Source organism: Gordonia sputi NBRC 100414, assembly GCF_000248055.1.
GTDB lineage: Bacteria > Actinomycetota > Actinomycetes > Mycobacteriales > Mycobacteriaceae > Gordonia > Gordonia sputi.
The window spans coordinates 1-22,063 of the sequence record NZ_BAFC01000080.1; the positions used below are offsets into that span (position 1 = coordinate 1).

The following is a 22,063-nucleotide window of genomic DNA, read 5'->3' on the forward strand; positions in this document are numbered from 1 at the left end:
ACGGTCCCGAGCGCACAGTCGACGGGTCACCAGCTTGCCGCGGCCACCCGTCGAAAATTGCCGCCGAGCACTGCTGCGATGTCGGAGTCGCCCCAGCCTCGCCGCGACAGGTGCGCCCCCAGGGTGATGAACACCTCGGGAGCCATCCACTGGATCGGCCCCCACCGGGTGTACGACTCGTCGAAGGAGTCCGGGTGGTCGAGGATCTCGGCGAGAAAGTCGGCGGCGTCGAACGAATGGTCGGTGCTGACGCCGACGTGGTCGATCCCGATGAGGTCGACGGCGTATTCGAGGTGGCGGGTCATCGCGTCGAGGGTCGGCGTATTGGGGCCGAGGAAGATTCCGACGCCGGTGATGCCGACGACACCACCGGTGCGGGCACATTCGCGTGCCTGATCGTCGGTGATGTTGCGCGGATGGTCCCAGACCGAGCGCATGCACGAATGGCTGTAGATCACCGGCTTGGTCGACGTCTCACACAGGTCGAGGCCGGTACGGACACTGCAGTGTGAACCGTCGGGAACCATTCCGGCAGAGTTCATTTCGGCCACCAGCCGCCGCCCCCATGCGGTGAGTCCGGCGTCCGTGGCGTCCAGACACCCGCAACCCGCCGCGTTGGCGTGGTTGTAGGTGGGCAGCATGGTGCGCACGCCGAGTTCGACGAAGCGGTGGACGTTGTCGAGGTCGCCGTCGAGCGGGTTGGAGTCCTCGAGATCGAAGCCGACGGCGATCTGCCCGCGGTCACCCGCGGCGTCGATGTCGTCGAGCGATGCGACAACCCTCAGGTCACCGCGGCGCGAGATGGCAGAACGAAAGTGCGCCAACAGGTTTGTCGAGTCGGCATAGGTCTGTGGCGCGTAGCCGACGTTGACCGAGACATACGTCGTGCCCGGTCGCGAGAACCTGGTCAGGTAGCCGACGTCTGCGTCGGGTTGCAACGGCAGACACGCGTGCTGGTCCCACAGGAGCGTCATCGTAGTTCCTCTCCCACCTGGTCCGTCGCCGCACAATCCGTCATCGCAAATCCATCGCCGCAAATCCGTCATCGCAGACACTCGTTTCTGCCACACACCGCTCGCATGCTCGCAAGAATGGTCGCATGAGAAGTACCGACCCCACCGAGGCGCCGTTGAGGTCGATGTCTGATGTCTGATGGTGTGGCCGTACTGATCGCGGTGCTCGTCATTGCCGCGATCGCGATGATCGCGGTGCTGCTCCGAACGCGCCGCGTCGTAGCGACGCCCACCGAACGCGCTGTGCACTCCACGCTGAACACCGCGTCGCGGGCCGCCCGCCCGTTGCGGCGAGGTCTGACAACCGAGTCGGCGCAGGAGGCGCTCGGACCGCTGCGAACCCTCACCGCCACCGATGCGATCGCTCTGTACGACGCGGATGGCACACGGCTCGCCCACGACGAGCCGCACATCTGGGACGAACGACTGCTGAGTCGGGCCGACGACATCGCCGCGACCGCGGGTGAAGAACTGCGGCACGTGTTGCTCCGCGATCCTGTCGGCGTCGACGCGCGCATACGTGCGCTGATCGCCCAGCCGCTCGTGGTGGACGACGTCGCCGTCGGTGTACTCGTCGTCGCATCCGTACGGCTACCGGGTCCGGGCATGCTGAGCGCGATCTCGGAGGTCGCGCGCTATGCGTCGAGTCAACTCGAGCTCGCAGACCTCGACGCGTCACGAGCTCGTCTGGACCGCGCGGAGGTTCTCGCACTGCGCGCACAGATCAGTCCGCATTTCATCTACAACGCGTTGAGCACCATCGCGTCGTTCGTACGAACCGATCCGGACCGCGCACGCGAGCTGATCCTCGACTTCGCCGACTTCACCCGCTATTCCTTCCGCGCCGCGGGCGAGTACACGGTGCTGGCCGACGAACTGCGCAACATCGACCGCTACCTCACGCTCGAGCGTGCTCGCTTCGGCTCGGCGCTCGACGTGCGGCTGCAGGTCGCCCCGGAGGTGCTCGGCGTGGTACTCCCCTTCCTCGCCCTCCAACCCTTGGTGGAGAACGCGGTGCGGCACGGCGTCGCGGCGCGAGGTGGTGGAACGATCTCGATCACCGCCCGCGACGAGGGCACCGACTGCGTCATCGCCGTCGAGGACGACGGTGTGGGAATGGACCCGGAGTTGCTGCGCTCTGGAGATATCGACGCACTCGACGCGACGTCGACCGAACCCACGGAGGAGACCTCGGGCGCGCGGGTGGGGCTGACCAACGTCGACCATCGCCTGCGCGCTGCGTTCGGAAACAACTACGGTCTAGTGGTCGAGACAGGTGTGGGTGCCGGCACGAAGGTCACCATGCGGGTGCCGAAATTTCGCGCAGGTGTGCGTGTTGAGCAGTCGCCGACGCACCCAGCACCGCCGACGCAGGAGGCGAACCCGCGATGACCCTGACCGTTCTCGCCGTCGACGACGAACCTCCGGCGCTCGACGAGCTGGTGTACCTGCTCGAACGGCGAACAGATGTCGGCGAGGTGATCCGCGCGGGTGACGCCACCGCCGCTCTGCGCGAACTCGCCGAGAACTCGGTGGAGGCGATCTTTCTCGACATCAATATGCCTGGGCTCTCGGGAATCGAACTGGCCCGTGTGCTCGGCAACTACTCCGACCCGCCGTCGATCGTGTTCGTCACGGCACACGAGGATCGCGCGGTGGATGCGTTCGACGTCGGCGCCGTCGACTATCTGTTGAAGCCACTGCGCGAGGAGCGGCTCGGGCAGGCCGTCGAACGTGCGGTTGCCGCGCAGTCGGCTGTCGGTGCAGAGTCACGTCAGGACGTCAGCGACGATGTGATCCCCGTGGAGCTGTCCGGAGTGACGTCGTTGGTGAGGCGTGATTCGATCTCCTGGGTCGAGGCCGTCGGCGATTACGCCCGGCTGCATTCGGACTCCGGCGCGCACCTGGTGCGAATCCCGCTTTCGACGCTCGAATCCCGTTGGCGTGAGCACGGTTTCAGCCGCGTGCACCGTTCGTACCTGGTGTATCTGCCGATGGTCGGCGGAATGCGCACCAGCGGATCTCAGACCCTGGTCTGTGTACGGGCAAACGGCGCGTCGCCCGCCGTAGAGCTTCCGGTGAGTCGACGTCAATCCCGGGAGTTGAAGGAGCGCCTCGTCCACGACCCCCTTCGTGCCTACCGGACGCCGTCCGGCGACGACACATGAGCGAGCCGTCGACTCCCCGCCGTGAGCGCGTGGTGCTGGCACAGCGACGGGGTGCCAGGAGGGTTCGCACGCGCGTCGAGGTCCGGGAGCAAACCGAGGTCGGCGATGCATTGGTGCGGGGTCTGATGCGCGCCCAGCTCGGTCTCGCGCTTAGGCTCGGCGTCACGACGGCTCTGCTCATTGCCTCCATTCCGTTGCTGGGCACCGTCTTTCCGACGTTGGGCGAGGCGACGATTGCCGGCGTCCGACTGAACTGGCTTGTTCTCGGTGTGCTGATCTATCCACTGCTCTATCTGGTGGGCCGGGTGTACGTGCGGATCGCGGAGCAGGCCGAGGACGACTTTCTCGGACTCATAGAGGAGGACACCGACGTGGGCGTCGACAGCGGCACCGACGCGGGCGTTGAGGATGTGACCGACGGGGTCGTCGAGGATGGCGAGAACCCGTGACCGACTACGGAATTCGCATCGTCACCGCGGCGGCGCTGCTCCTCGCTGCGCTCGCGACGGTGGCGGTCGGTGTCTACGGTGGCAGGAGGTCGCGCACGACCTCTGACTTCCTTGTCGCCTCGCGCGCGGTCAGTTCGCGGCGCAACGCAACGGCGATCTCAGGCGAATACCTTTCTGCGGCATCGTTTCTCGGAGTGGCGGGGCTGGTCGCCAAGTACGGCGCCGATGCGCTGTGGTATCCGGTCGGCTTCACCGCGGGATACCTCGGCCTGTTGATGTTCGTTGCGGCACCGCTGCGCCGATCCGGTGCGTACACGGTGCCGGATTTCGCGGAGTTCAGACTCGGTTCGCGAGCGGCACGCCAGACCGCGATGGTTGTCGTCGTCGTGGTCTGCCTGATGTATCTGATTCCCCAGCTCCAAGGCGCGGGACTGACTTTGAACATCCTGCTCGGCGCACCCGTGTGGGTGGGGGTGGTTCTCGTCGGAGCGATCGTCGTCGTGAACGTGGTGGGCGGCGGCATGCGGTCGATCACCTTCGTCCAGGCGTTTCAGTACTGGCTCAAGCTGACGGCTATCGGAATTCCGACGATTGCGCTTCTCGTGGTGTTCTTCGCCGATCGGCCCGCACTGGGCGAACCCGCACCCCCTCGAGTGTCCGAAGCGACGACGGTCGACGTCACCACGGATGTGGTTGTGGCAGTACCGGAAACCGACGGTGTCGAAGTGACAGGCGTCATCGACGGCCAGCCCGTCAACGACGCACCGTTTGCGTCGGCGGGTGAACACACCGTTGCGGCGGGGAGCACGATCCACCTGCGCGCGGGAGCAGCGACGCCCGTTGTGGCAGGCGCACCGTCGACAGGCCAGAGATGGCTCGCGTCCGGCGGCGGATTCGGTGGCCCGCACGCACTTTTCGCCGTCTTCTCGCTGATCGTCGCAACGTTCCTCGGCGTGATGGGGCTGCCGCACGTACTGGTGCGCTTCTACACCAATCCGGATGGACGCTCGGCGCGTCGAACCGCGGTAACCGTCATCGTCCTGCTCGCCGTGTTCTACCTCTTCCCCCTGCTCCTCGGCGTGCTTGCCCGGGTGTACGTCCCCCAACTCCTCATCACCGGAACCGCCGACGCCGCGGTGCTGTTGCTCCCGAGCGCAGCGGTCGGAGGCATTCTCGGCGAACTGTTCGCCGCGCTGGTCGCGGCAGGCGCCATCGCGGCGTTCCTCGCTACGTCGTCTGGTCTGCTCATCAGCGTTGCGGGGGCACTGTCGACCGACGTGCTGCCAGGTCGGGTCCGCGACTTTCGACTCGCAGCCGCGATCGGTGGTGCACTCGCGATCGTCATCTCGTTCGCCGCGTCCGATCTCGAACTGTCGCGGACCGTCGGGTTCGTCTTCGCCATCGCCGCGTCGACGCTGTGTCCGCTTCTCGTACTCGGCATCTGGTGGCGCGGGTTGACGCCCGCGGGCGCCATCGCGGGCCTTGCCGTTGGCGGGCTGTCGTCCGGCATCGCGACGTCACTGGCGATCGCGGACGTCGTGGACGACGAGCTCGGCAACGGCTGGCCGTCGGCGATCATCGGCTACCCGGCCGCTGTCACCGTTCCACTCGCCTTCGTGACCATGATCTGTGTGAGCGCGATGACCCACCGCCACAGGATCGCCGACGTGTCGCAGATCTTCGCGCGGATGCATGTGCCGGAACGGCTCGGCCTGAGCGTCGAACGGGTGCCAGAGGAGCCATGACACCGCGGCGACAAGGTTGTACGAGTATTTGACGACGCCCAGAGGGCAACCGTTCGTCGGCCCGTAACGACCGCTCGGCGCACGATTCGCGGTCTTCATCGTGTGACCTGCGACACCTCTTGTGAGTGATCTCCGTCTCTTCGAGAGTTGACGGGTATCCACATCACACGAGTTCTTTCGGAGGCACGGTGTCAACCACAGAGCACGTACCCGAAGCGCATTCCGCGCCGACGGGGCAACAGTTCATCGACATGCAGCGCAGTGACCAGTTTCAGGATCTTCGTACGACGTTGCGCCGGTTCGTCTTTCCGATGACTGCGTTCTTCCTCATCTGGTACGGCCTCTACGTGGCCCTCGGCGCCTTCGCGCACGACTTCATGGCCACTCCGGTCTGGGGCAACATCAACGTCGGTCTGATTCTGGGTCTGCTGCAGTTCGTCTCGACCTTCGTCATCACCGGGGCCTATGTGCGGTTTGCCAATCGTGAGCTCGACCCCAGGGCAGCCGCTCTCCGCGAAGAGATGGACGCAGAATGCGCGGGCGCCGCACAGCGCTCTAACGCCACACAGGGCACCGATGAGGGAGTGACCCGATGAACTCCTCTGCCACACTTCATCTCGCCGCCGGAACGGTCGGGAACCCCGTCGCCAACATCGCGATCTTCGCCGCGTTCGTGGCGATCACCATGTTCGTGGTGATCCGCGCGAGCCGAAACAACTCAACCGCCGCGGACTATTTCACCGGTGGCCGAGCATTCTCCGGCCCGCAGAACGGAATTGCGATCGCGGGTGACTACCTCTCTGCGGCAAGCTTCCTCGGCATCGCGGGTGCCATCGCCGTCTATGGATACGACGGGTTCCTCTACTCCATCGGCTTCCTCGTCGCATGGCTGGTCGCACTCCTCCTCGTTGCCGAATTGCTGCGCAACACAGGGAAGTTCACCATGGCGGATGTACTGAGTTTCCGATTGAGGCAACGCCCCGTCCGACTCGCCGCCGCGATCTCGACGCTGGTTGTCTCCCTGTTCTATCTGCTGGCGCAGATGGCGGGCGCCGGAGGCCTCGTTGCGCTCCTCCTCGACGTCGAATCGCGCACCGGCCAGTCGATCGTGATCGCCGTGGTCGGCGCACTGATGATCGTCTACGTGCTCGTCGGCGGAATGAAGGGAACCACGTGGGTGCAGATCATCAAGGCCGTCCTGCTGATTGCGGGCGCGGCCATCATGACCCTCATGGTACTCGGCAAATTCGGGATGAACTTCTCGGAGATCCTCGGCTCTGCGCAGCATGCCATTTCGGGGTCGTCGAGTGAGAAGATCGCCTCGCATGACGTGCTCGCGCCCGGAGCCAAATACGGCGGCTCGGTGGAATCGAAGATCAACTTCATCTCGTTGGCTGTTGCACTCGTGCTCGGTACCGCGGGGCTCCCGCATGTGTTGATGCGTTTCTACACAGTTCCCACCGCCAAGGAGGCTCGACGCTCCGTTGTCTGGGCCATTGCTCTGATCGGCGCTTTCTACCTCTTCACGCTCGTGCTCGGTTACGGCGCTGCTGCGATCGTCGGTCCGGACCGCATCATGGCCGCAGCGGGCAAGGAGAACGCCGCAGCACCGCTACTGGCCTTCGAACTCGGTGGTGTCATCCTGCTCGGAGTGATCTCCGCGGTCGCCTTCGCGACGATCCTCGCCGTCGTCGCGGGATTGACCATCACCGCGTCAGCGTCCTTCGCGCACGACATCTACGGCAGTGTCATCAAGCGCGGCAGGGCAAGTGAAGCCGACCAGGTGCGCGTATCACGGATGGCCGCGGTGACTCTCGGTGTGCTCGGCATCGTGCTCGGCATTCTCGCCAACGGTCAGAACGTCGCCTTCCTCGTGGCACTCGCGTTCGCGATTGCAGCAGCAGCCAACCTGCCGACGATCCTGTTCTCGCTGTACTGGAAGCGATTCAACACCCGCGGTGCGCTGTGGAGCATCTACGGCGGGCTCGGGCTGACGTTGATCCTCATCATCTTCTCACCGGCAGTGTCAGGCAAGGCGACATCGATGCTTCCCGGCTCCGATTTCGCGTGGTTCCCGCTGGAGAACCCGGGGATCGTGGCAATCCCGGTCGCGTTCCTGCTCGGGATCGTCGGAACGCTGACTGCGCCCACGGATCGGGGCACTCCGGAACGCAATGCGGAGATGGAGGTGCGTTCACTCACCGGGATCGGCGCCGAAAAGGCTGTGGCGCACTGATGTAGCGGAGCTGTACAGCCTGGTAGGGCCAGCGATGCCGGGCACTCGATCGACAACCGAGTGCCCGGCATCGTGCTGTGCACAGGCAAGTTCAACCGGCCGTCGTGCGCGCGTCCTGAATCCGCGCGAACGGCCGGGCCGCCTCGAGTTGGTATGCCAGTTCCAGCAGCGTCCGTTCGTCGCCGATGTCGCTGCAGAAGTGCACTCCCACAGGCAATCCCGTCGACGACTGTGCCAGCGGCAGGCTCACTGCGGGCGTACCGGAGGTGTTGTTGATCGGCGTGAACGAGACGTATCGCATCAACCGCTCGAAGACGACGTCGAAATCGCCTGCGGGGTCGAGGTATCCGATCTCGGGGGTGGTATGTGCGAGTGTCGGCGAGAGCACCACGTCGAACCGTGTGAACATCTCCCGAAACGTCGCGGTGGAGCGTGTGAGCGCGCGGATCATCGCGGGGGTGTGCCACATGCGACGCAGATACTTCCGTGACAGTCCGCGCGTGAACGCATCGAGCTGTGATCGCTCGAATCCCTTGCCGTAGGACCGCTTTCCGAAATGGTCGATGAAGAAGGCCAGCAGCGCCCAATACTCGGTGAAGTCGTCGACGTATCGTCTGTCGACGGGGACCGGCACATGTTCGACGCCGTGCCCGAGCGTCTCGAGCAGTTCGGCGACGCCTGCCACGGCGGTCTCTGTGTCGCGGTCGAGCAACTGTCTGGTGATCGGTTCGGTCATCATCGCGATGCGGAGCTGACGTCGACTCTCGCCGGCCACGAGTCCGATGGCGGGCAGATCGGCTGCAGGTCGGTACTTTTCGGTATCGGCGAGGAAGTGTGCGGTGTCGCGCACCGAGCGGCTCACGATTCCGTTGGCAATCAGGTCGATCGGCATCTGCTTGGATTCGGCCGTCAGCAACAGCCGTCCCCGACTCGGCTTGAAACCCACCAGGCCGCACGCGGCCGCGGGGATACGGATCGACCCGCCTCCGTCATTCGCGTGCGCGATAGGAAGCGCGCCTGCCGCGACCAGAGCGGCCGACCCTCCCGATGAAGCGCCACAGGAGAATTCGGTGTTCCACGGATTGCGGGTGGGCGGCCTGTCGACGAACTCCGTTGTCGCGGTGAGCCCAAAGGCGGGCAAGGTCGACGCACCGACGATGTTCACACCGGTTGAGACGAACTGTTCGAGGAGCGGTTCGGTGGTCGACGCGGGGGTGTCAGGAGTAGCGGCAGAGCCGTTACGAGTCGAAATCCCGGCAAAGTCCGTGTTGTTCTTGACGATCGAGGGCACCCCCGCGAACGACCCCGCACCGAAATCCGCCTCGACGGCGCGTGTGCGGGCGCGCTCACGATCGTCGAAGGCGACCGCATTGAGCGTCGAGTTCACCGCGTCGATGCGGTCGAGCGCTGCGTCGACCGCTTCAACCGCCGAAATCTCGCCTGCGGCAATGGCCGCGCCGACACCTACCCCGTCGAGTTCGCCCAGCGCATCGTCGCGGAAGGCATGTACGTACTGCATGGCCGAAGCCTAGCCGCAGCGGACCGCCGTCAGGACACGATCAGTTGGGAACAGTTCATCGCACCCCACCTCACCGAACCCCTACCGAACCATGGCCATGACGTCGGCGGCGAGGTCGGTGGCGTAGTCGTCGTCGATCGGCAGCGCGAAGACCGCGTGGTGATAGAGCGGGGCGATGATGTGGTTGAGCACCTGCGGCACGCTGGGTGCGCTCTCGCCGCGCGCGGTGGCGCGGTCGATCATCTCCGTCGCTTGCTCCCGCCGGGTCTCCCAGCACGGACACGCCTCTACGATGCCGTCGCGCGCCGACGTCATCGCCCGCAGATACGCACGGCGTTTCGGACGGCTGATGTCGGCGGCGATGATGCGCGACCAGTCGGCGAGGTCGTCGGCAAGTGTGCCGTGATCGGGCAGTTCCTCGCCCTGCGTCAGCGCGGCGACCGCGACCTCCTCGAGCAGATCGCCGATCGTCCCCCAGCGTCGGTAGATGCTCGTGGGGTTCACGCCCGCCAGCTCGGCGACCTGCGGGATGGTCATCGTCTCCCGCTCTCCACTACCCACGAGCTGACCGACAGCCGTGAAGACCGCACTCTGCACGCGAGCGCTCCGGCCGCCGGGACGCTTGCCGTGCGATGGGGCCGTTGATGAAACGGTCGTCGACGCTGCGCTGTCCATCGACGAACTCTCCGTTGCCTGCGACGTTCCAGCCATGTCACCATTATTGCAAATTCCATTGCTTTTAGAACGGCGGCCGCATACATTGGCCTTAATGCAACCAGCTTTGCCTTAGGAGACACAGTCGTGACAGCCACGTTGGAGAACACAGCTCGACGTCGCCGCGGCGCACGACCGCTGCATCCGCATCGCGCGTTCTGGATCGTCACCGCAACCATCATCACGGTCCTGTTCGCCTCGGCGGCCCCCTCCCCTCTTTACCCCGTCTACCAGCAGTTATGGGGCTTCTCGCCGTTCACCCTGACCGTGGTGTTCGCGATCTACGTCCTCACCATGCTCATCAGCCTGCTCACTGTGGGTTCCCTGTCAGATCACATCGGCCGACGCCCGGTCCTCGCGGTCGCGCTCGTGCTGCTCATCGGCAGCATGGCGCTGTTCGTCGCCGCCGACAGCGTCGGACTCCTGATCGCGGCACGGGCCCTACAGGGACTCGCGACAGGAGCGGCAATCGGCACACTGACCGCCACGGTCGTCGACATGCAGCCGTCGGAGCGACTGGGTTCAGCGATCACCGGCGCGGGACCCACACTCGGACTGGCGGCAGGCGTCGTCGTTGCGGGCGTGCTGGTCCAGTACGCACCCGCGCCGCGATTCCTCGTCTACGAGGTGACGCTGGCGGTGTTCGCGATTTTGCTCGTCGCACTCCTGATCATCCCGGAGACATCGGAACGCGTCGGCTTCGATTCCCGCCGCCACCTGTGGCGAACGCTCGCGCCTCAAGCGTCGGTGCCATCGGCCTTGCGGAAGCTGTTCGTCACGGCAATCCCGGCATTCGTGGCGACCTGGTCGATGGGAGGCCTCTACCTCTCGCTTGGTTCATCGGTGGTGGCGCGTGTATTCGGCATCGGCAACCACGGAGCCGCGGGCGCCGTGCTGTTCGTATTCTTCGCCTCCGGCGCGGTCACCTCGCTCGCGATCACCACCTGGGACGCTGGTACCAAACTCACTTACGGCTATCCGGCACTCGCCGGCGGCGCGATCATCTCCCTGGCAGGAGTCCTCACGTCGATGCTTCCGCTCTACATCGTCGGGTCGATCATCGCGGGTTCCGGTTTCGCGGCTACGTTCCTGGGGGCACTCGACAACCTGAGCAGCCAGACTCCGTCGCATCAGCGCGGGCAGGTGTTCTCGGCAGTCTTCATCACGAGCTACGTCGCCTTCAGTGTTCCCGCGGTGATCGCGGGACTCGTGGTGTCGCACATCGGTCTGCAGGAGACCGTCGTCTGCTACGTCGCCTATGTCCTCGCCATCACCGTTTTCGGCGCACTCGTCACCGCATGGACGCGAACCAGAAACAATCGCGTTCGCGCCTGACGCGTCCTCACTTACCGAACGCCTCGGCGCTCGATGCGACGCCACGGTCTCGACTCACTACGGTGAGGACTCAGGCTGCGGGTACAGCGTGGCCGAGATCACGATCTGGAGGAATCTCGCGGGGCCGCACTTTCGCAGTACAGGTGCCACAGGGTAAGACTGGTTACATGCACTTGAAGTTCGATTCAGATGAACAGAAGTTCCGCGAAGAACTCCAGAGCTTCTTCACGACGAAGATCCCCGAGGAGATCCGTCAGCGTGCTGCCGCAGGCACGCTGAACCTGCCCGACGACATCGTCACCACCCAGCGCATCCTCAACGCCGAGGGTCTGGCCACCCCCGGCTGGCCGACCGAGTGGGGTGGCCGCGACTGGACGCCCATTCAGCGCAACATCTACCACGATCAGCTCAGCCTGAACTTCGTGCCCGATCCCCTGACGTTCAACGTCAACATGGTGGGTCCGGTCATCGCGACGTTCGGTTCACAGGAGATCAAGGAGCGGTTCCTCCCGAAGACCGCCAACCTCGACATCTGGTGGTGCCAGGGATTCTCCGAGCCCGAGGCGGGCTCCGACCTCGCGTCCCTCAAGACCCGCGCCGTCCGCGACGGCGACCACTACATCGTCAACGGCCAGAAGACCTGGACCACGCTCGGGCAGTACGCCGACTGGATCTTCTGCCTCGTACGCACCGATCCCGACGTCAAGAAGCAGGCGGGCATCAGCTTCCTGCTCATCGATCTCGACACTCCGGGAATCGAGATGCGTCCGATCAAGCTCATCGACGGCAGCGTCGAGGTCAACGAGGTCTTCTTCAACGACGTCAAGGTGCCCGTCGAGAACCTCGTCGGCGAGGAGAACGCCGGCTGGACCTACGCCAAGTTCCTGCTCGGCAACGAGCGCACCGGTATCGCACGTGTCGGCTGGACCAAGACCAAGCTGGCCGAGGCCAAGAAGCTCGCCGCCGCGACGAAGACCGCGACCGGCACGCTGCTCGAGGACCCGCTGTTCGCCGCGCGCCTCGCCGAACTCGAAACCGAACTGCTCGCGCTCGAGGTCACCCAGCTGCGCGTCGTCGCAGGCTCTGCCGACGGCAAGCCGAATCCGGTGTCGTCACTGGTCAAGCTGCGTGGCAGTGAGCTGCAGCAGTCGGCAACCGAGTTGCTCGCAGATGTTGCGGGTGCGCGCGGTCTGGCGGTTGACGCGCCGGGTGTCGGAACACCCGACTGGGCGCAGCTCGCGGTGCCCGAATACCTCAACTACCGCAAGGTGACCATCTACGGCGGTTCGTCGGAGGTCCAGCGCAGCATCATCTCGTCGTCGATCCTCGGCCTGTAGCCCGACAACCACACCTGGAGTAACACAATGGATTTCGAGCTCACCGAAGAGCAGTCACTGCTGCGCGACACCGTCCGCAGCGTGTTCAAGAGTTATGACATCGAGAAGATCCGCGCGGTGTCGGAGACCGACACCGGCTGGTCGGCGTCGATTTGGGAGTCGCTTGCCGAGATCGGCATCCTCGGACTGCCGTTCAGCGAGGACGCGGGCGGCACCGGCGCGGGGCCGGTCGAGGTCAGTGCGCTGATGGGCGAGGTTGGTCGCAGCCTCGCACCCGAGCCACTGCTGTACGGCGCGTTGTTGCCGGGCGTCGTCATCGACAGGGTCGCGTCGGGTGACCGCCGCACCAGCCTGCTGACAGAGGTCTCGGAGGGACGGCTGCTGCTCGGATACGCACACGCAGAACCCGAAGATCGTTGGCCCGCAGCGGCAGTCGCCACCACGGCGACCGGCGCGAGCGACGGCGTCACCCTCGACGGAGTGAAGTACCCCGTCCTCGCGGGCGACGTGGCACAGAAGTTCGTCGTCAGCGCCCGCCGCGCCGACGGAACCATCGGTCTGTTCATCGTCGACGCCGACGCATCGGGGGTGACCGTCGACGGGTTCCGCACCTACGACGACCGTCGAGCCGCCCGGGTGACCTTTGCCAACGCCCCGGCGATCGAATTGGCCGAGGGTGATCAGTCCGACGCGATCGCCTACGCGGACATCTTCGCGCAGACGGCCCAGTGCGCCGAGGCAGTCGGCGCGATGGAACGCGCGATGGAGCTGACGACCGAATACCTCAAGTCGCGCAAGCAGTTCGGGGTACCGCTCAAGACCTTCCAGACACTGACGCAGCGCGCCTCGGACGTGTACGTGGCGCTCGAGCTGGCACGCAGCATGAGCCTGTATGCGACGGCTTCGCTCAACGACGAGGTCGACGACCCGTCGGTCTACAGCCGCACGAAGCTGCAGGTCTGCCGCTCGGCACGCAAGGTGGGTCAGGAAGCGATCCAGATGCACGGCGGCATCGGCATGACAGCGGAATACCCTGTGGGACATTACGTTGCACGCCTGACCGCGATCTCTCGCACCCTCGGCGACGCTGACGAACACCTCGGTGTCCTCGCCGGCAAGCTCGGCGATTACGAGATGGTGACCGTCAACTAGGTTCGCACCAGATGGGGGTTCATCGACGTGAGTCGGTGAGCCCCCATTCTGCTGCCAGGAGCTGGTGCGAGCGAAGCCGGTCGTCGAAATCGTGTGTGACGCTGGTGATCACGAGCTCATCGGCGCCGGTGACGCGCGCCAGCGTGTCGAGTCGTTCGGCGACGGTCGACGGCGAGCCCACGAACTGAGTCCGAATCCGGTCATCGACAAAGGCCAGTTGCTCACCGGTCAGCTGCCCTGCGCTATCGGGATCGAGGTAGGGTTGCGCTCCCCTGCCGGTCCGGATGTCGTGCACCCAGTGGCCGTATGTCGACGCGAGATGTGTTGCGGTCGAATCATCTTCGGCAACGACTACGTCCGCGGACACCACTACGTACGGCTCGGACAGACGGGCCGACGGACGGAAGTTGGCCCGGTAGGCTTCGACCGCCTCGAGAACTGTCGCGGGACTGACGTGATAGTTCGCGACGAACGGTAGACCCTCGGCACCTGCGACCTGCGCGCTCTGCCCCTTACTGCTACCGAATACCCAGACCTCGACGCTGGCGTGTTCGCCTGGGACAGCGTGCAATTCGACGTCGCCGACGCGCAGCCCCCCGTCGAGCAGCGCGAGGATGTCGGACACGGCGTCGGCGAAGTCGGGCTGCGTGGCACCCTCGAACTCCAGTGCCGCCGCGGTGGCACCGATCAGCGGTGACGACAGAATACTCGCGCCGGCGAACGGTTCGGGTAGGAGCAGACCGTCGACGAGGCGTTCGGGTTCGGCCGCGGGTGGCGGCCCCTTGGGCGCAGCCGCCGCCGCGGCGAGTGCTTCGGTGCGCCGTTGCCCCGACCGCCCGAGCCCGAGGTCGAGGCGACCGGGAAACACCGCGTCGATGGTGCCGAACGCCTCGACGACCGACGCCGCGGTGTGATGTCCGAGCTGAACCGCCGCACTGCCGACCCGGATCGACTCGGTTGCGGCAGCGACCAGGGCTATCAGCGTGGCAGTCGACGACGAACCGACCGAGACGAAGTGGTGCTCGGCGAGCCAGAAGCGTCGATAGCCCCACTCCTCGGCGGCGCGCGCCAGCGCGATGCTGCGCCGTACCGCCTCTGCGGGAGTCGACCCGTCACTGATCGGCGCAAGGTCGAGGACTGAGAGGGGCAGCGGCGCAGTTCGTTCCGCGGTCATTGAGGGATACGCTGCGGGTTGTCGTGTGGGGCGCCGGCGGTGTGGGTGCCGATGCTCGGGTCAGCATGGCCGACTCCCGGGTAGTAAGCGGCCGACGATTCGGGCGTCATCCCCGCTGCTCCGCGCAACAGCATCTGGTGGTGCGTGTCGACCATCTGCGACAGCACGCCTATCTTGGTCAACCAGCTCATCGTCACTCCCGCAGCTCGAATTTCGGCAGCTCTGTTCCCAGTCCGCAATGTCCCAGTAAGCACCCAATCGCCGATCGGGTGAACGGTTGCGCTCACGCTGATCTTTTGACCTCGGTCGGGAAGAGACCAGCGCGGGCCGACCGTTGAGACGAGTCGTGAGTGAATCAACGCTGTCGTTGGCCATCGGACTGCGGGGCGCCGGTCGACACCCGGCCGCATGGCGAGACCCGGAGGCCAGACCGGACGCACTGTTGCGCGCGAGCTACTGGCGCGACGCGATCAGCGCCGCAGAACGTGCGGGAGCCGATCTCGTCACCCTCGACGACGGATTCGAGCCTCGGCCGCTATTGCCCGGCGAGTCGTCGGCCGCCGCGCCGCAGGTGCGTACCGACCTCGTCAACGGCAGACTCGACACCGTGCTGATTGCGGCACGCATCGCGCCGCTCACCACGCGCATCGGACTGCTGCCCACCGTGACCGTGACGCACACCGAGCCGTTCCACACGTCGAAGGCGATCGCCACGCTCGACTATGTCAGCGGCGGACGCGCTGGCGTTGTGCTGGCCGTCGACGACCGGCCCGAGAACGTCGGCCTGTTCGGGCGTCGCGACGTCGAGGTGGCGTCGGATCGTGCTGCGCTGCACCGAGAAGCCGCCGAATACGCGGAGGTGATCGGCCGACTGTGGGATTCATGGGAGGACGACGCCGAGATCCGCGACGTCGCGACCGGTCGCTTCATCGACCGGGATCGGTCGCACTACATCGACTTCGAGGGCGAGTTCTTCTCCGTGCGCGGGCCGTCGATCACACCACGACCACCGCAGGGGCAGCCGCTCATCGCGACGACGGTCTCGGCGGGCGACCAGGCGTCGCTCGAATTGCTCGGCGGCAGCGCCGATATCGGGTTCTTCACGAGTCCGGATGATCGCGCGACTCTCGACACGGTGCTCGCAGCGTCGGACAGCAATCGACGAGAAGACCTGCGACTCTACGACGATCTCATCGTCTACCTCGACGACCCACAGGCGTCGGCGGCTGGTCGTCGAGCGCAGTACGACGACTGGCTCGGCACCCACTTCGACGACGGCACACAGGAATTCGTCGGTACCGCAGCAGGATTGGCCGACCTCATCGAAGAGCGCGCAGGTGCGGCACAGGGTGTCCGGTTGCATCCGGCCGCGATCGGACACGACCTTCGGCTCATCGCCGACGACCTCGCCCCCGAGCTGCGTCGACGCGGTCTCCTCCTCGCCCCAGAGGCCAAACCCCCAGGAGCACACACCCTTCGGGAGACCTTGGGTCTGCGCCATCCCATCAATCGATACTCACGTACGACCGTGTCAGGCGGTGTCCGATGACCAAGCAGGTACACCTCGCGGCGCATTTTCCCGGCGTCAACAACACGACGGTATGGAGTGATCCCGCCGCCGGGAGTCACATCGAGTTCTCGTCGTTCACGCGCTTCGCACAGACCGCAGAGCGCGGATTGTTCGACTTCCTCTTCCTCGCCGAGGGACTCCGGCTGCGCGAGCAGAACGGCAAGATCTACGACCTCGACGTCGTCGGACGGCCCGACACCTTCACGATTCTCGCCGCACTCGCGGCAGTCACCGAGCATCTCGGACTCGCCGGGACGATCAACTCGACGTTCAACGAACCCGTTGAGGTGGCAAGGCAATTCGCGTCGCTCGACCACCTCTCCGACGGCCGCGCCGCCTGGAACGTCGTGACGTCGTGGGATGCGTTCACCGGCGAGAACTTCCGACGCGGCGGTTACCTTCCCGCGGATCAGCGCTACGTGCGGGCTCGGCAGTTTCTCGAAACCGCTGTGGAACTGTGGGATTCGTGGGAAGACGACGACATCGTCGCCGATCGGTCCGCGGGCGAGTTCCTACGCAGGCCACACGCCGGACAGTTCGCGCACCTCGATTCACAGTTCGACATCCGTGGCACATTCGGGGTGCCGCGCAGCCCGCAGGGGCGGCCGGTGATCTTCCAGGCGGGCGATTCGAACGAGGGCCGGGAGTTCGCCGCCGCGCGCGCCGACGCGATCTTCTCGCGACACTCGACGCTCGACGACGGCAGAGCGTTCTACGCCGACGTGAAGGGACGCCTCGCCGCCCACGGGCGGACACCGGACGATCTGCTGATCCTGCCCGCAGCGACGTTCGTCGTCGGAGATACCGATGCCGACGCGGCCGAACTCGCGCACGAGATCAGACTCGCGCAGGTCAGCGGACAGACCGCGATCAAGTTCCTCGAGCAACTCTGGAACCGCGACCTACACGACCACGATCCCGACGGCCCGCTACCGAGCATCGACCCGCTGCCCGGTGAGAACACCGTCGCGAAGGGTCGGGCCAGTGTGCGCATCCACGAGGACCCGCGCGACATCGCAGCTCGCTGGCGCGCGTTGGCCGAGTCGAAGAAGCTCACGACGCGAGAGCTGATCATCGAGGTGACCGGGCGTCAGGCGTTCGTCGGATCGGCGCGCACCGTCGCAGGAGAGATCAACCGGTTCGTGCAGGCCGACGCGAGTGACGGTTTCATCCTCGTTCCGCACGTCACTCCCGGCGGCCTCGACCGCTTCGTCGACGACGTGATTCCCGAACTCCAAGACCTCGGCGTGTACCGGACCGAGTATCCGGGTCGGACACTGCGTGAGAACCTCGGGCTCGCGGGGGTCGTCGCGGGTTAGGGTTTTCGTGGGTGTCGCGCCCGCGTGCACCGGCGACCACGCACCGGCCACAGGGTCGGCGACGAGGGGAGATCACAGGTGGACGCAGTGTTCGGCACCAATCTGGCCTGGGGTGCGTCGTTCAGCCTCCTGGGGGTTGCGCTCATGGTCGTCGGGTTCGGTGCCCTCGACCTCGTGACCCCGGGCCGACTGCGGCAGCTCGTCTGGGTGGACAACAACCGCAACGCGATGATCCTGACGACGTCGATGGTCGTCGGAATCGCGTTCGTGCTGGTCGCCTCGGTGGTCGACACGGTGACCCTCGTGTTGTGGAAGGCGCTGCTCTACACGCTCGCCTACGCGGTGCTGACCATCGCGGTGATGATGTGGTCATTCGTGCTCATCGATTGGCTCACGCCCGGCAAGCTCGGGACCATTCTGCTCGAGAACGACGCGCATCCCGCCGGCTGGATCTCTGCGGCGGTCTTCGTCGGCGTCGCGGCGATGATCGGGACCGTACTGATCGTCTGAGTGTTATTGACTGTCCGACAATAGGCGTTCTAGGGTGATGCGAGCTGTGACCGGCGACACCGTCGGTCATTGACCGTTCGCGACGCACAACCCGGGGGAACCATGACCGCCGCACTGATCGAAGAGTCCATCGACATCGACGCCACACCCACGCAGGTCTGGTCCGTGATCTCCGACCTCGCCCGCATGGGTGAGTGGAGTCCGCAGTGCGCCAAGATGTTCATCATCGGCGGGCCGGTGAAGCTGGGCACCCGTACCGTCAACATCAACCGCCGCGGGCCGCTCGTCTGGCCGACGACGTCGAAGGTCGTGCGGTTCGCACCCAACCAGGAGATCGGGTTCCGCGTCGCGGAGAACCACACGGTGTGGAGCTACACCATCGAGCCGAACCAGTCGGGCGGCGTGACGGTGACGGAACGTCGCGAAGCCGCGGGCGGCAAGACCACCAAGGTGTCGTCGACGCTCGTCGACCTCGTCTTCGGCGGCTCCGACTCGTTCGAGGAGGAGCTCAAGGTCGGGATGGCCGAGACCCTCGGCAAGATCAAGCGCGCCGCGGAATCGAGCACCGCCCGGGCCGCCTGAGCGCCCAGTCGACGGGATAGAGCGCCCAGTCGACGCTCTCGAGCGCCCAGTCGACGGGATAGAGCGCCCAGTCGACGCTCTCGAGCGCCCAGTCGACGGGATACAGCGCCCAGTCGACGCCCCAGACAGTCGAGTGGGCAGGCTCAGGTGCCGTCGAGCTTCTCGATCAGGGCGGGGAGGTCGGCGAGGGAGTCGATGACGTGGTCGGGTACCGGCCCGAACTCGTCGCGCTGCAGGGCGCGCAGGGCGTCCTCGCGGAACTTGCCAGTGCGCACCAGCACGCCCATGAGTGCGGCGGCCTGGGCGCCGAGGATGTCGTTGTGCATGTCGTCGCCGACCATCACCACCTGGGTCGGCTCGAGATTCATGAGTTCGACGGCGGCGCGGAAGCCCAGCGGCGACGGCTTGCCGATCGCGCGGATCTTTCGTCCCGAGGCCTTCTCGAGGCCCTCGAGGTAGACGCCGGTGTCAATCGAGAGCCCGCGCGCCGTCGACCAGATCATCGAACGGTGCATCGCGACGACCGGGGTTCCGGCGAGCATCTTCTCGAGCACCGTCGACAGCGCAGTGTGTGTGAACACGGGTCCGGCGCCGCCGAGAACGATGACCTGAGCTTCGTCCGGGTCGTCGGTGAGGGGCACGCCGGTCATGTCCTCGGCGATCGGTCCCTCGTTGAGCACCCAGGCGAGCTTGCCGGGATAGTTGCGGGCCAGGAATTCGGCGGTGAGTTTGGCAGCGGTGAGGATCTCCTCGGGCTCGACCTCGAATCCGCAGTTTCCGAGCGCCTCCGCAATCTGTGATCGCGACCGTGATGTGGTGTTGGTCAAGAACATTCGCGGGTAGCCGCGCTCGGAAAGTTCTTCGATCGCTTCGACGGCGCCGGGCAGCGCATGCCACGAGGTGACCATCACCCCGTCGATGTCGAGCAGCAGCCCCAGCGTCATGCATCGAATCTAGTGCCCGTCGGGCGCGAGCGCAGGACGGGCCCGATTCACATGGCATGCTGGGCCAATGCGTTCCGTCGCCGAGCATCAGAAGATCGTCAGCGAGCTGTTCGGACCTCCGGAAACCGTTCGCGTCGCGGTTGCCGATGCGCTGGGTATGGCCACCGTCGACGATTCCGTCGCGGCATTCGCGATGCCTGCCTTCGACAATTCCGCGATGGACGGATACGCGGTGCGTGCAACCGACATCGCCGGTGCCAGTGCTGCAGAGCCGATTCGGCTGCCCGTCGTCGACGACATTCCCGCCGGCCGCACAGGCTTGGTGACACTCGCGCCGGGCACGGCCGCGCGAATCATGACCGGCGCACCGATGCCAGACGGCGCCGACGCCGTTGTGCCGGTGGAGCTCACCGACGGCGACTTCTCGGTCGACCACGTGCCCGACTCGACGGTTGGGTTCAGCTCGAGCGTCGAGGTGGGAAAGCACATTCGGCGCGCGGGCTCCGACATCGCGCACGGCGACGTCGCGTTGCCCGCGGGCACGGTCCTCGGGGCGGCGCAGATCGGACTCCTCTCGGCGCTCGGCCTCGCCAACGTCGCGGTTGCCCGACGCCTTCGCGTGGTGGTGCTGTCGACCGGCTCCGAGCTCGTCGAGCCGGGAAAACCGTTGCAGCACGGGCAAATCTACGAATCCAACGGCGCCATGCTCACAGCAGCACTCACCGAGGCCGGCGCGCTGGCACGGCACATCCACTTCGTCCCCGACGACGTCGCGGACTTCCTCGAGCGCCTCGACGAGGCGTCGGCCGACGCCGATCTGATCATCACCTCCGGCGGCGTGAGCGCCGGGGCCTACGAGGTGGTCAAGGACGCGCTCGGCGGTCGATCTACCGAGCATGGCGGGCCGGTCGAGTTCGTGAAGGTGGCGATGCAGCCCGGAATGCCGCAGGGCTGTGGTCATCACCTCGACCCGGCCGGTCGTCGGGTCCCGATCATCACGTTGCCGGGAAACCCGGTCAGTTCGCTCGTGTCGTTCGAGGTGTTCATCCGCCAACCCCTGCGCGCGGCGATGGGACTGCCACCCGACCGTCCGCACGTCACAGCCACACTCGGCAGCGACATTCGATCGCCCGAGGGCAAGAGGCAGTTCATGCGCGGCGTCGTCGACACAGCGCGGCCAGATGCCGACGGGCGGCCGGTCGTCGAGCCGATCGGTCCTCCCGGGTCGCATCATCTGCGTTTTCTCGCGGGTTCGAACGCGTTGATCGACATCCCACCCGAGATCACCGCACTGCCTGCGGGTTCGGACGTCGACGTCGTCGTTCTGTGACGTCCGCGACCCCCGGACCCCACAGCCGCGGATGTCTGGCATCGCTAAGCTGTACGGACGCGACGGGCAATTCCGGCGCGACCGACTCGGGAGGATGATCAGGTGGCCAGGCGCCCGCGACCGGACGCATCAGCACAACATCCGGCAACCGAATCCGACGGTCCGATCCGCTCCGGCCTGACTCCGACGCATCTCGTCGCACTCGCACGCGAGACCCTTCCCCCGATCCATCCGGCGGGACTGCCGTTCGTCGCCGCGGCATCGGCGGTGGCCGTGGTGGGTCGACGACATCGGTGGGTTGCGGTGCCCGCAACCGCCGCGGCAGGAGCCTGCGCAGCCTTCTTCCGGCACCCCTCACGGGTTCCGCCGACCGAGGCTGGCGTCGTGGTGGCTCCGGCCGACGGGATCGTCAGCCTCGTCGACGACGCCGCCCCGCCGCCGGAATCGGGCCTCGGCGACCAACCCCGACCCCGCGTCTCGACATTCCTGTCGATCTTCAACGTCCACGTGCAGCGCGTTCCGATCAGCGGTCGGGTGGTGTCGGTGACGCATTCGCCCGGCTCGTTCGTGTCCGCCGATCTCCCGGAAGCGAGTTCGGCAAACGAGCGCACGACGATGGTCGTCCGCCCCGACGACGCAGACAATCCCGACGGCGCAGACAATCCCGACGGCGCACACGATCTTGGCGGCGCAGCCGATCCAGACCCGACACCCCGCGACTCCGACATCGTCGTCGTGCAGATCGCCGGTCTGTTGGCACGTCGAATCGTCTGCACCGCGAAGGTCGGCGATCACCTCTCCATCGGCGACACGTACGGACTCATCCGGTTCGGCTCACGCGTCGACGTCTACCTGCCGCCGGGCACGAAGCAACGCGTGTTGGTCGGGCAGCGCACCGTCGGCGCCGAGACCGCACTCGCGACACTGAACACCCCGGAAACCACCCGCGTCGGCGACGGCGGGTGA

General features: G+C 66.0%; 21 protein-coding genes. 15 read left to right on the forward strand and 6 right to left on the reverse strand.

Annotated elements, in window-relative coordinates; genetic code table 11:
* Positions 1-26 precede the first annotated feature (26 nt).
* On the reverse strand, positions 27-974 hold the full coding sequence (locus GOSPT_RS13010; protein ID WP_005206657.1) for a dipeptidase: 948 nt from the start codon (positions 972-974) through the stop codon (positions 27-29).
* Positions 975-1,145: 171 nt separating this feature from the next.
* Between GOSPT_RS13010 and GOSPT_RS13015 the strand changes: the two genes are divergently transcribed.
* The 6 genes from GOSPT_RS13015 (at position 1,146) to GOSPT_RS13040 (ending at position 7,611) form a co-directional block, all read left to right on the forward strand.
* Positions 1,146-2,405 (forward strand): sensor histidine kinase, encoded by a 1,260-nt coding sequence (locus GOSPT_RS13015; protein ID WP_005206658.1) that lies wholly within the window; start codon positions 1,146-1,148, stop codon positions 2,403-2,405.
* Positions 2,402-3,181 (forward strand): LytR/AlgR family response regulator transcription factor, encoded by a 780-nt coding sequence (locus tag GOSPT_RS13020; RefSeq protein ID WP_005206660.1) that lies wholly within the window; start codon positions 2,402-2,404, stop codon positions 3,179-3,181. The genes GOSPT_RS13015 and GOSPT_RS13020 overlap by 4 nt, the downstream gene beginning before the upstream one ends.
* Positions 3,178-3,630, forward strand: coding sequence for a hypothetical protein (locus GOSPT_RS13025; protein ID WP_005206662.1), 453 nt, complete (start codon positions 3,178-3,180; stop codon positions 3,628-3,630). Before GOSPT_RS13020 ends, GOSPT_RS13025 begins: the two co-directional genes overlap by 4 nt.
* A complete protein-coding gene (locus GOSPT_RS13030; protein ID WP_005206663.1) occupies positions 3,627-5,375 on the forward strand; it encodes a sodium/solute symporter in 1,749 nt (582 codons plus the stop codon). Before GOSPT_RS13025 ends, GOSPT_RS13030 begins: the two co-directional genes overlap by 4 nt.
* Positions 5,376-5,563: 188 nt before the next feature.
* Positions 5,564-5,971 carry a DUF485 domain-containing protein gene (locus GOSPT_RS13035; RefSeq protein ID WP_005206665.1) on the forward strand — a complete coding sequence of 136 codons (408 nt, stop codon included), beginning with the start codon at positions 5,564-5,566 and terminating at the stop codon, positions 5,969-5,971.
* The gene (locus tag GOSPT_RS13040) at positions 5,968-7,611 is read left to right on the forward strand and encodes a monocarboxylic acid transporter (RefSeq protein ID WP_005206667.1); all 1,644 of its coding nucleotides are present in this window, start codon (positions 5,968-5,970) and stop codon (positions 7,609-7,611) included. Before GOSPT_RS13035 ends, GOSPT_RS13040 begins: the two co-directional genes overlap by 4 nt.
* Positions 7,612-7,702: 91 nt before the next feature.
* On the opposite strand, the gene GOSPT_RS13045 is transcribed toward GOSPT_RS13040, so the two are convergent.
* Positions 7,703-9,130 carry an amidase gene (locus tag GOSPT_RS13045; RefSeq protein ID WP_005206668.1) on the reverse strand — a complete coding sequence of 476 codons (1,428 nt, stop codon included), beginning with the start codon at positions 9,128-9,130 and terminating at the stop codon, positions 7,703-7,705.
* An 81-nt stretch (positions 9,131-9,211) separates the two neighbouring features.
* Positions 9,212-9,805, reverse strand: coding sequence for a TetR/AcrR family transcriptional regulator (locus GOSPT_RS13050; RefSeq protein ID WP_005206669.1), 594 nt, complete (start codon positions 9,803-9,805; stop codon positions 9,212-9,214).
* Between the two features lie 126 nt (positions 9,806-9,931).
* Here GOSPT_RS13050 and GOSPT_RS13055 point away from each other — a divergent pair, with 126 nt between their 5' ends.
* From GOSPT_RS13055 to GOSPT_RS13065, 3 genes are all read left to right on the forward strand, one after another.
* Entirely contained in the window at positions 9,932-11,179 is a 1,248-nt protein-coding gene (locus GOSPT_RS13055; protein WP_005206670.1) for an MFS transporter, read from the forward strand.
* Positions 11,180-11,346: 167 nt separating this feature from the next.
* Positions 11,347-12,516 (forward strand): acyl-CoA dehydrogenase family protein, encoded by a 1,170-nt coding sequence (locus tag GOSPT_RS13060; protein ID WP_039855940.1) that lies wholly within the window; start codon positions 11,347-11,349, stop codon positions 12,514-12,516.
* A gap of 27 nt (positions 12,517-12,543) precedes the next feature.
* The gene (locus GOSPT_RS13065; protein WP_005206672.1) at positions 12,544-13,668 is read left to right on the forward strand and encodes an acyl-CoA dehydrogenase family protein; all 1,125 of its coding nucleotides are present in this window, start codon (positions 12,544-12,546) and stop codon (positions 13,666-13,668) included.
* A gap of 19 nt (positions 13,669-13,687) precedes the next feature.
* Here the strand turns inward: GOSPT_RS13065 and GOSPT_RS13070 are convergent, their stop codons facing one another.
* The gene (locus tag GOSPT_RS13070; RefSeq protein ID WP_005206673.1) at positions 13,688-14,842 is read right to left on the reverse strand and encodes an LLM class flavin-dependent oxidoreductase; all 1,155 of its coding nucleotides are present in this window, start codon (positions 14,840-14,842) and stop codon (positions 13,688-13,690) included.
* The gene (locus GOSPT_RS13075) at positions 14,839-15,033 is read right to left on the reverse strand and encodes a hypothetical protein (RefSeq protein WP_005206674.1); all 195 of its coding nucleotides are present in this window, start codon (positions 15,031-15,033) and stop codon (positions 14,839-14,841) included. Before GOSPT_RS13075 ends, GOSPT_RS13070 begins: the two co-directional genes overlap by 4 nt.
* 155 nt (positions 15,034-15,188) lie before the next feature.
* On the opposite strand from GOSPT_RS13075, the gene GOSPT_RS13080 reads away from it, so the two are divergent.
* The 4 genes from GOSPT_RS13080 to GOSPT_RS13095 all read left to right on the forward strand — a co-directional run bounded on the left by GOSPT_RS13080 (position 15,189) and on the right by GOSPT_RS13095 (position 18,823).
* Complete coding sequence (locus tag GOSPT_RS13080; protein ID WP_005206675.1) at positions 15,189-16,391, forward strand: LLM class flavin-dependent oxidoreductase; 1,203 nt, start codon at positions 15,189-15,191, stop codon at positions 16,389-16,391.
* Positions 16,388-17,731: an NtaA/DmoA family FMN-dependent monooxygenase gene (locus GOSPT_RS13085; protein WP_005206676.1), complete on the forward strand. Its 1,344-nt coding sequence runs from the start codon at positions 16,388-16,390 to the stop codon at positions 17,729-17,731. Before GOSPT_RS13080 ends, GOSPT_RS13085 begins: the two co-directional genes overlap by 4 nt.
* 78 nt (positions 17,732-17,809) lie before the next feature.
* Positions 17,810-18,241, forward strand: a complete 432-nt coding sequence (locus GOSPT_RS13090; RefSeq protein ID WP_005206677.1) for a DUF350 domain-containing protein — start codon at positions 17,810-17,812, stop codon at positions 18,239-18,241.
* A 102-nt stretch (positions 18,242-18,343) separates the two neighbouring features.
* Entirely contained in the window at positions 18,344-18,823 is a 480-nt protein-coding gene (locus GOSPT_RS13095) for an SRPBCC family protein (RefSeq protein WP_005206678.1), read from the forward strand.
* 143 nt (positions 18,824-18,966) lie between these two features.
* Here GOSPT_RS13095 and GOSPT_RS13100 read toward each other — a convergent pair whose 3' ends face one another.
* The gene (locus GOSPT_RS13100; RefSeq protein WP_005206679.1) at positions 18,967-19,767 is read right to left on the reverse strand and encodes an HAD-IIA family hydrolase; all 801 of its coding nucleotides are present in this window, start codon (positions 19,765-19,767) and stop codon (positions 18,967-18,969) included.
* A 67-nt stretch (positions 19,768-19,834) separates the two neighbouring features.
* Here GOSPT_RS13100 and moeA point away from each other — a divergent pair, with 67 nt between their 5' ends.
* Together moeA and GOSPT_RS13110 are read left to right on the forward strand one after the other, a co-directional pair.
* Positions 19,835-21,097: a molybdopterin molybdotransferase MoeA gene (gene moeA, locus GOSPT_RS13105; protein ID WP_005206680.1), complete on the forward strand. Its 1,263-nt coding sequence runs from the start codon at positions 19,835-19,837 to the stop codon at positions 21,095-21,097.
* Between the two features lie 102 nt (positions 21,098-21,199).
* On the forward strand, positions 21,200-22,063 hold the full coding sequence (locus GOSPT_RS13110) for a phosphatidylserine decarboxylase (RefSeq protein ID WP_005206681.1): 864 nt from the start codon (positions 21,200-21,202) through the stop codon (positions 22,061-22,063).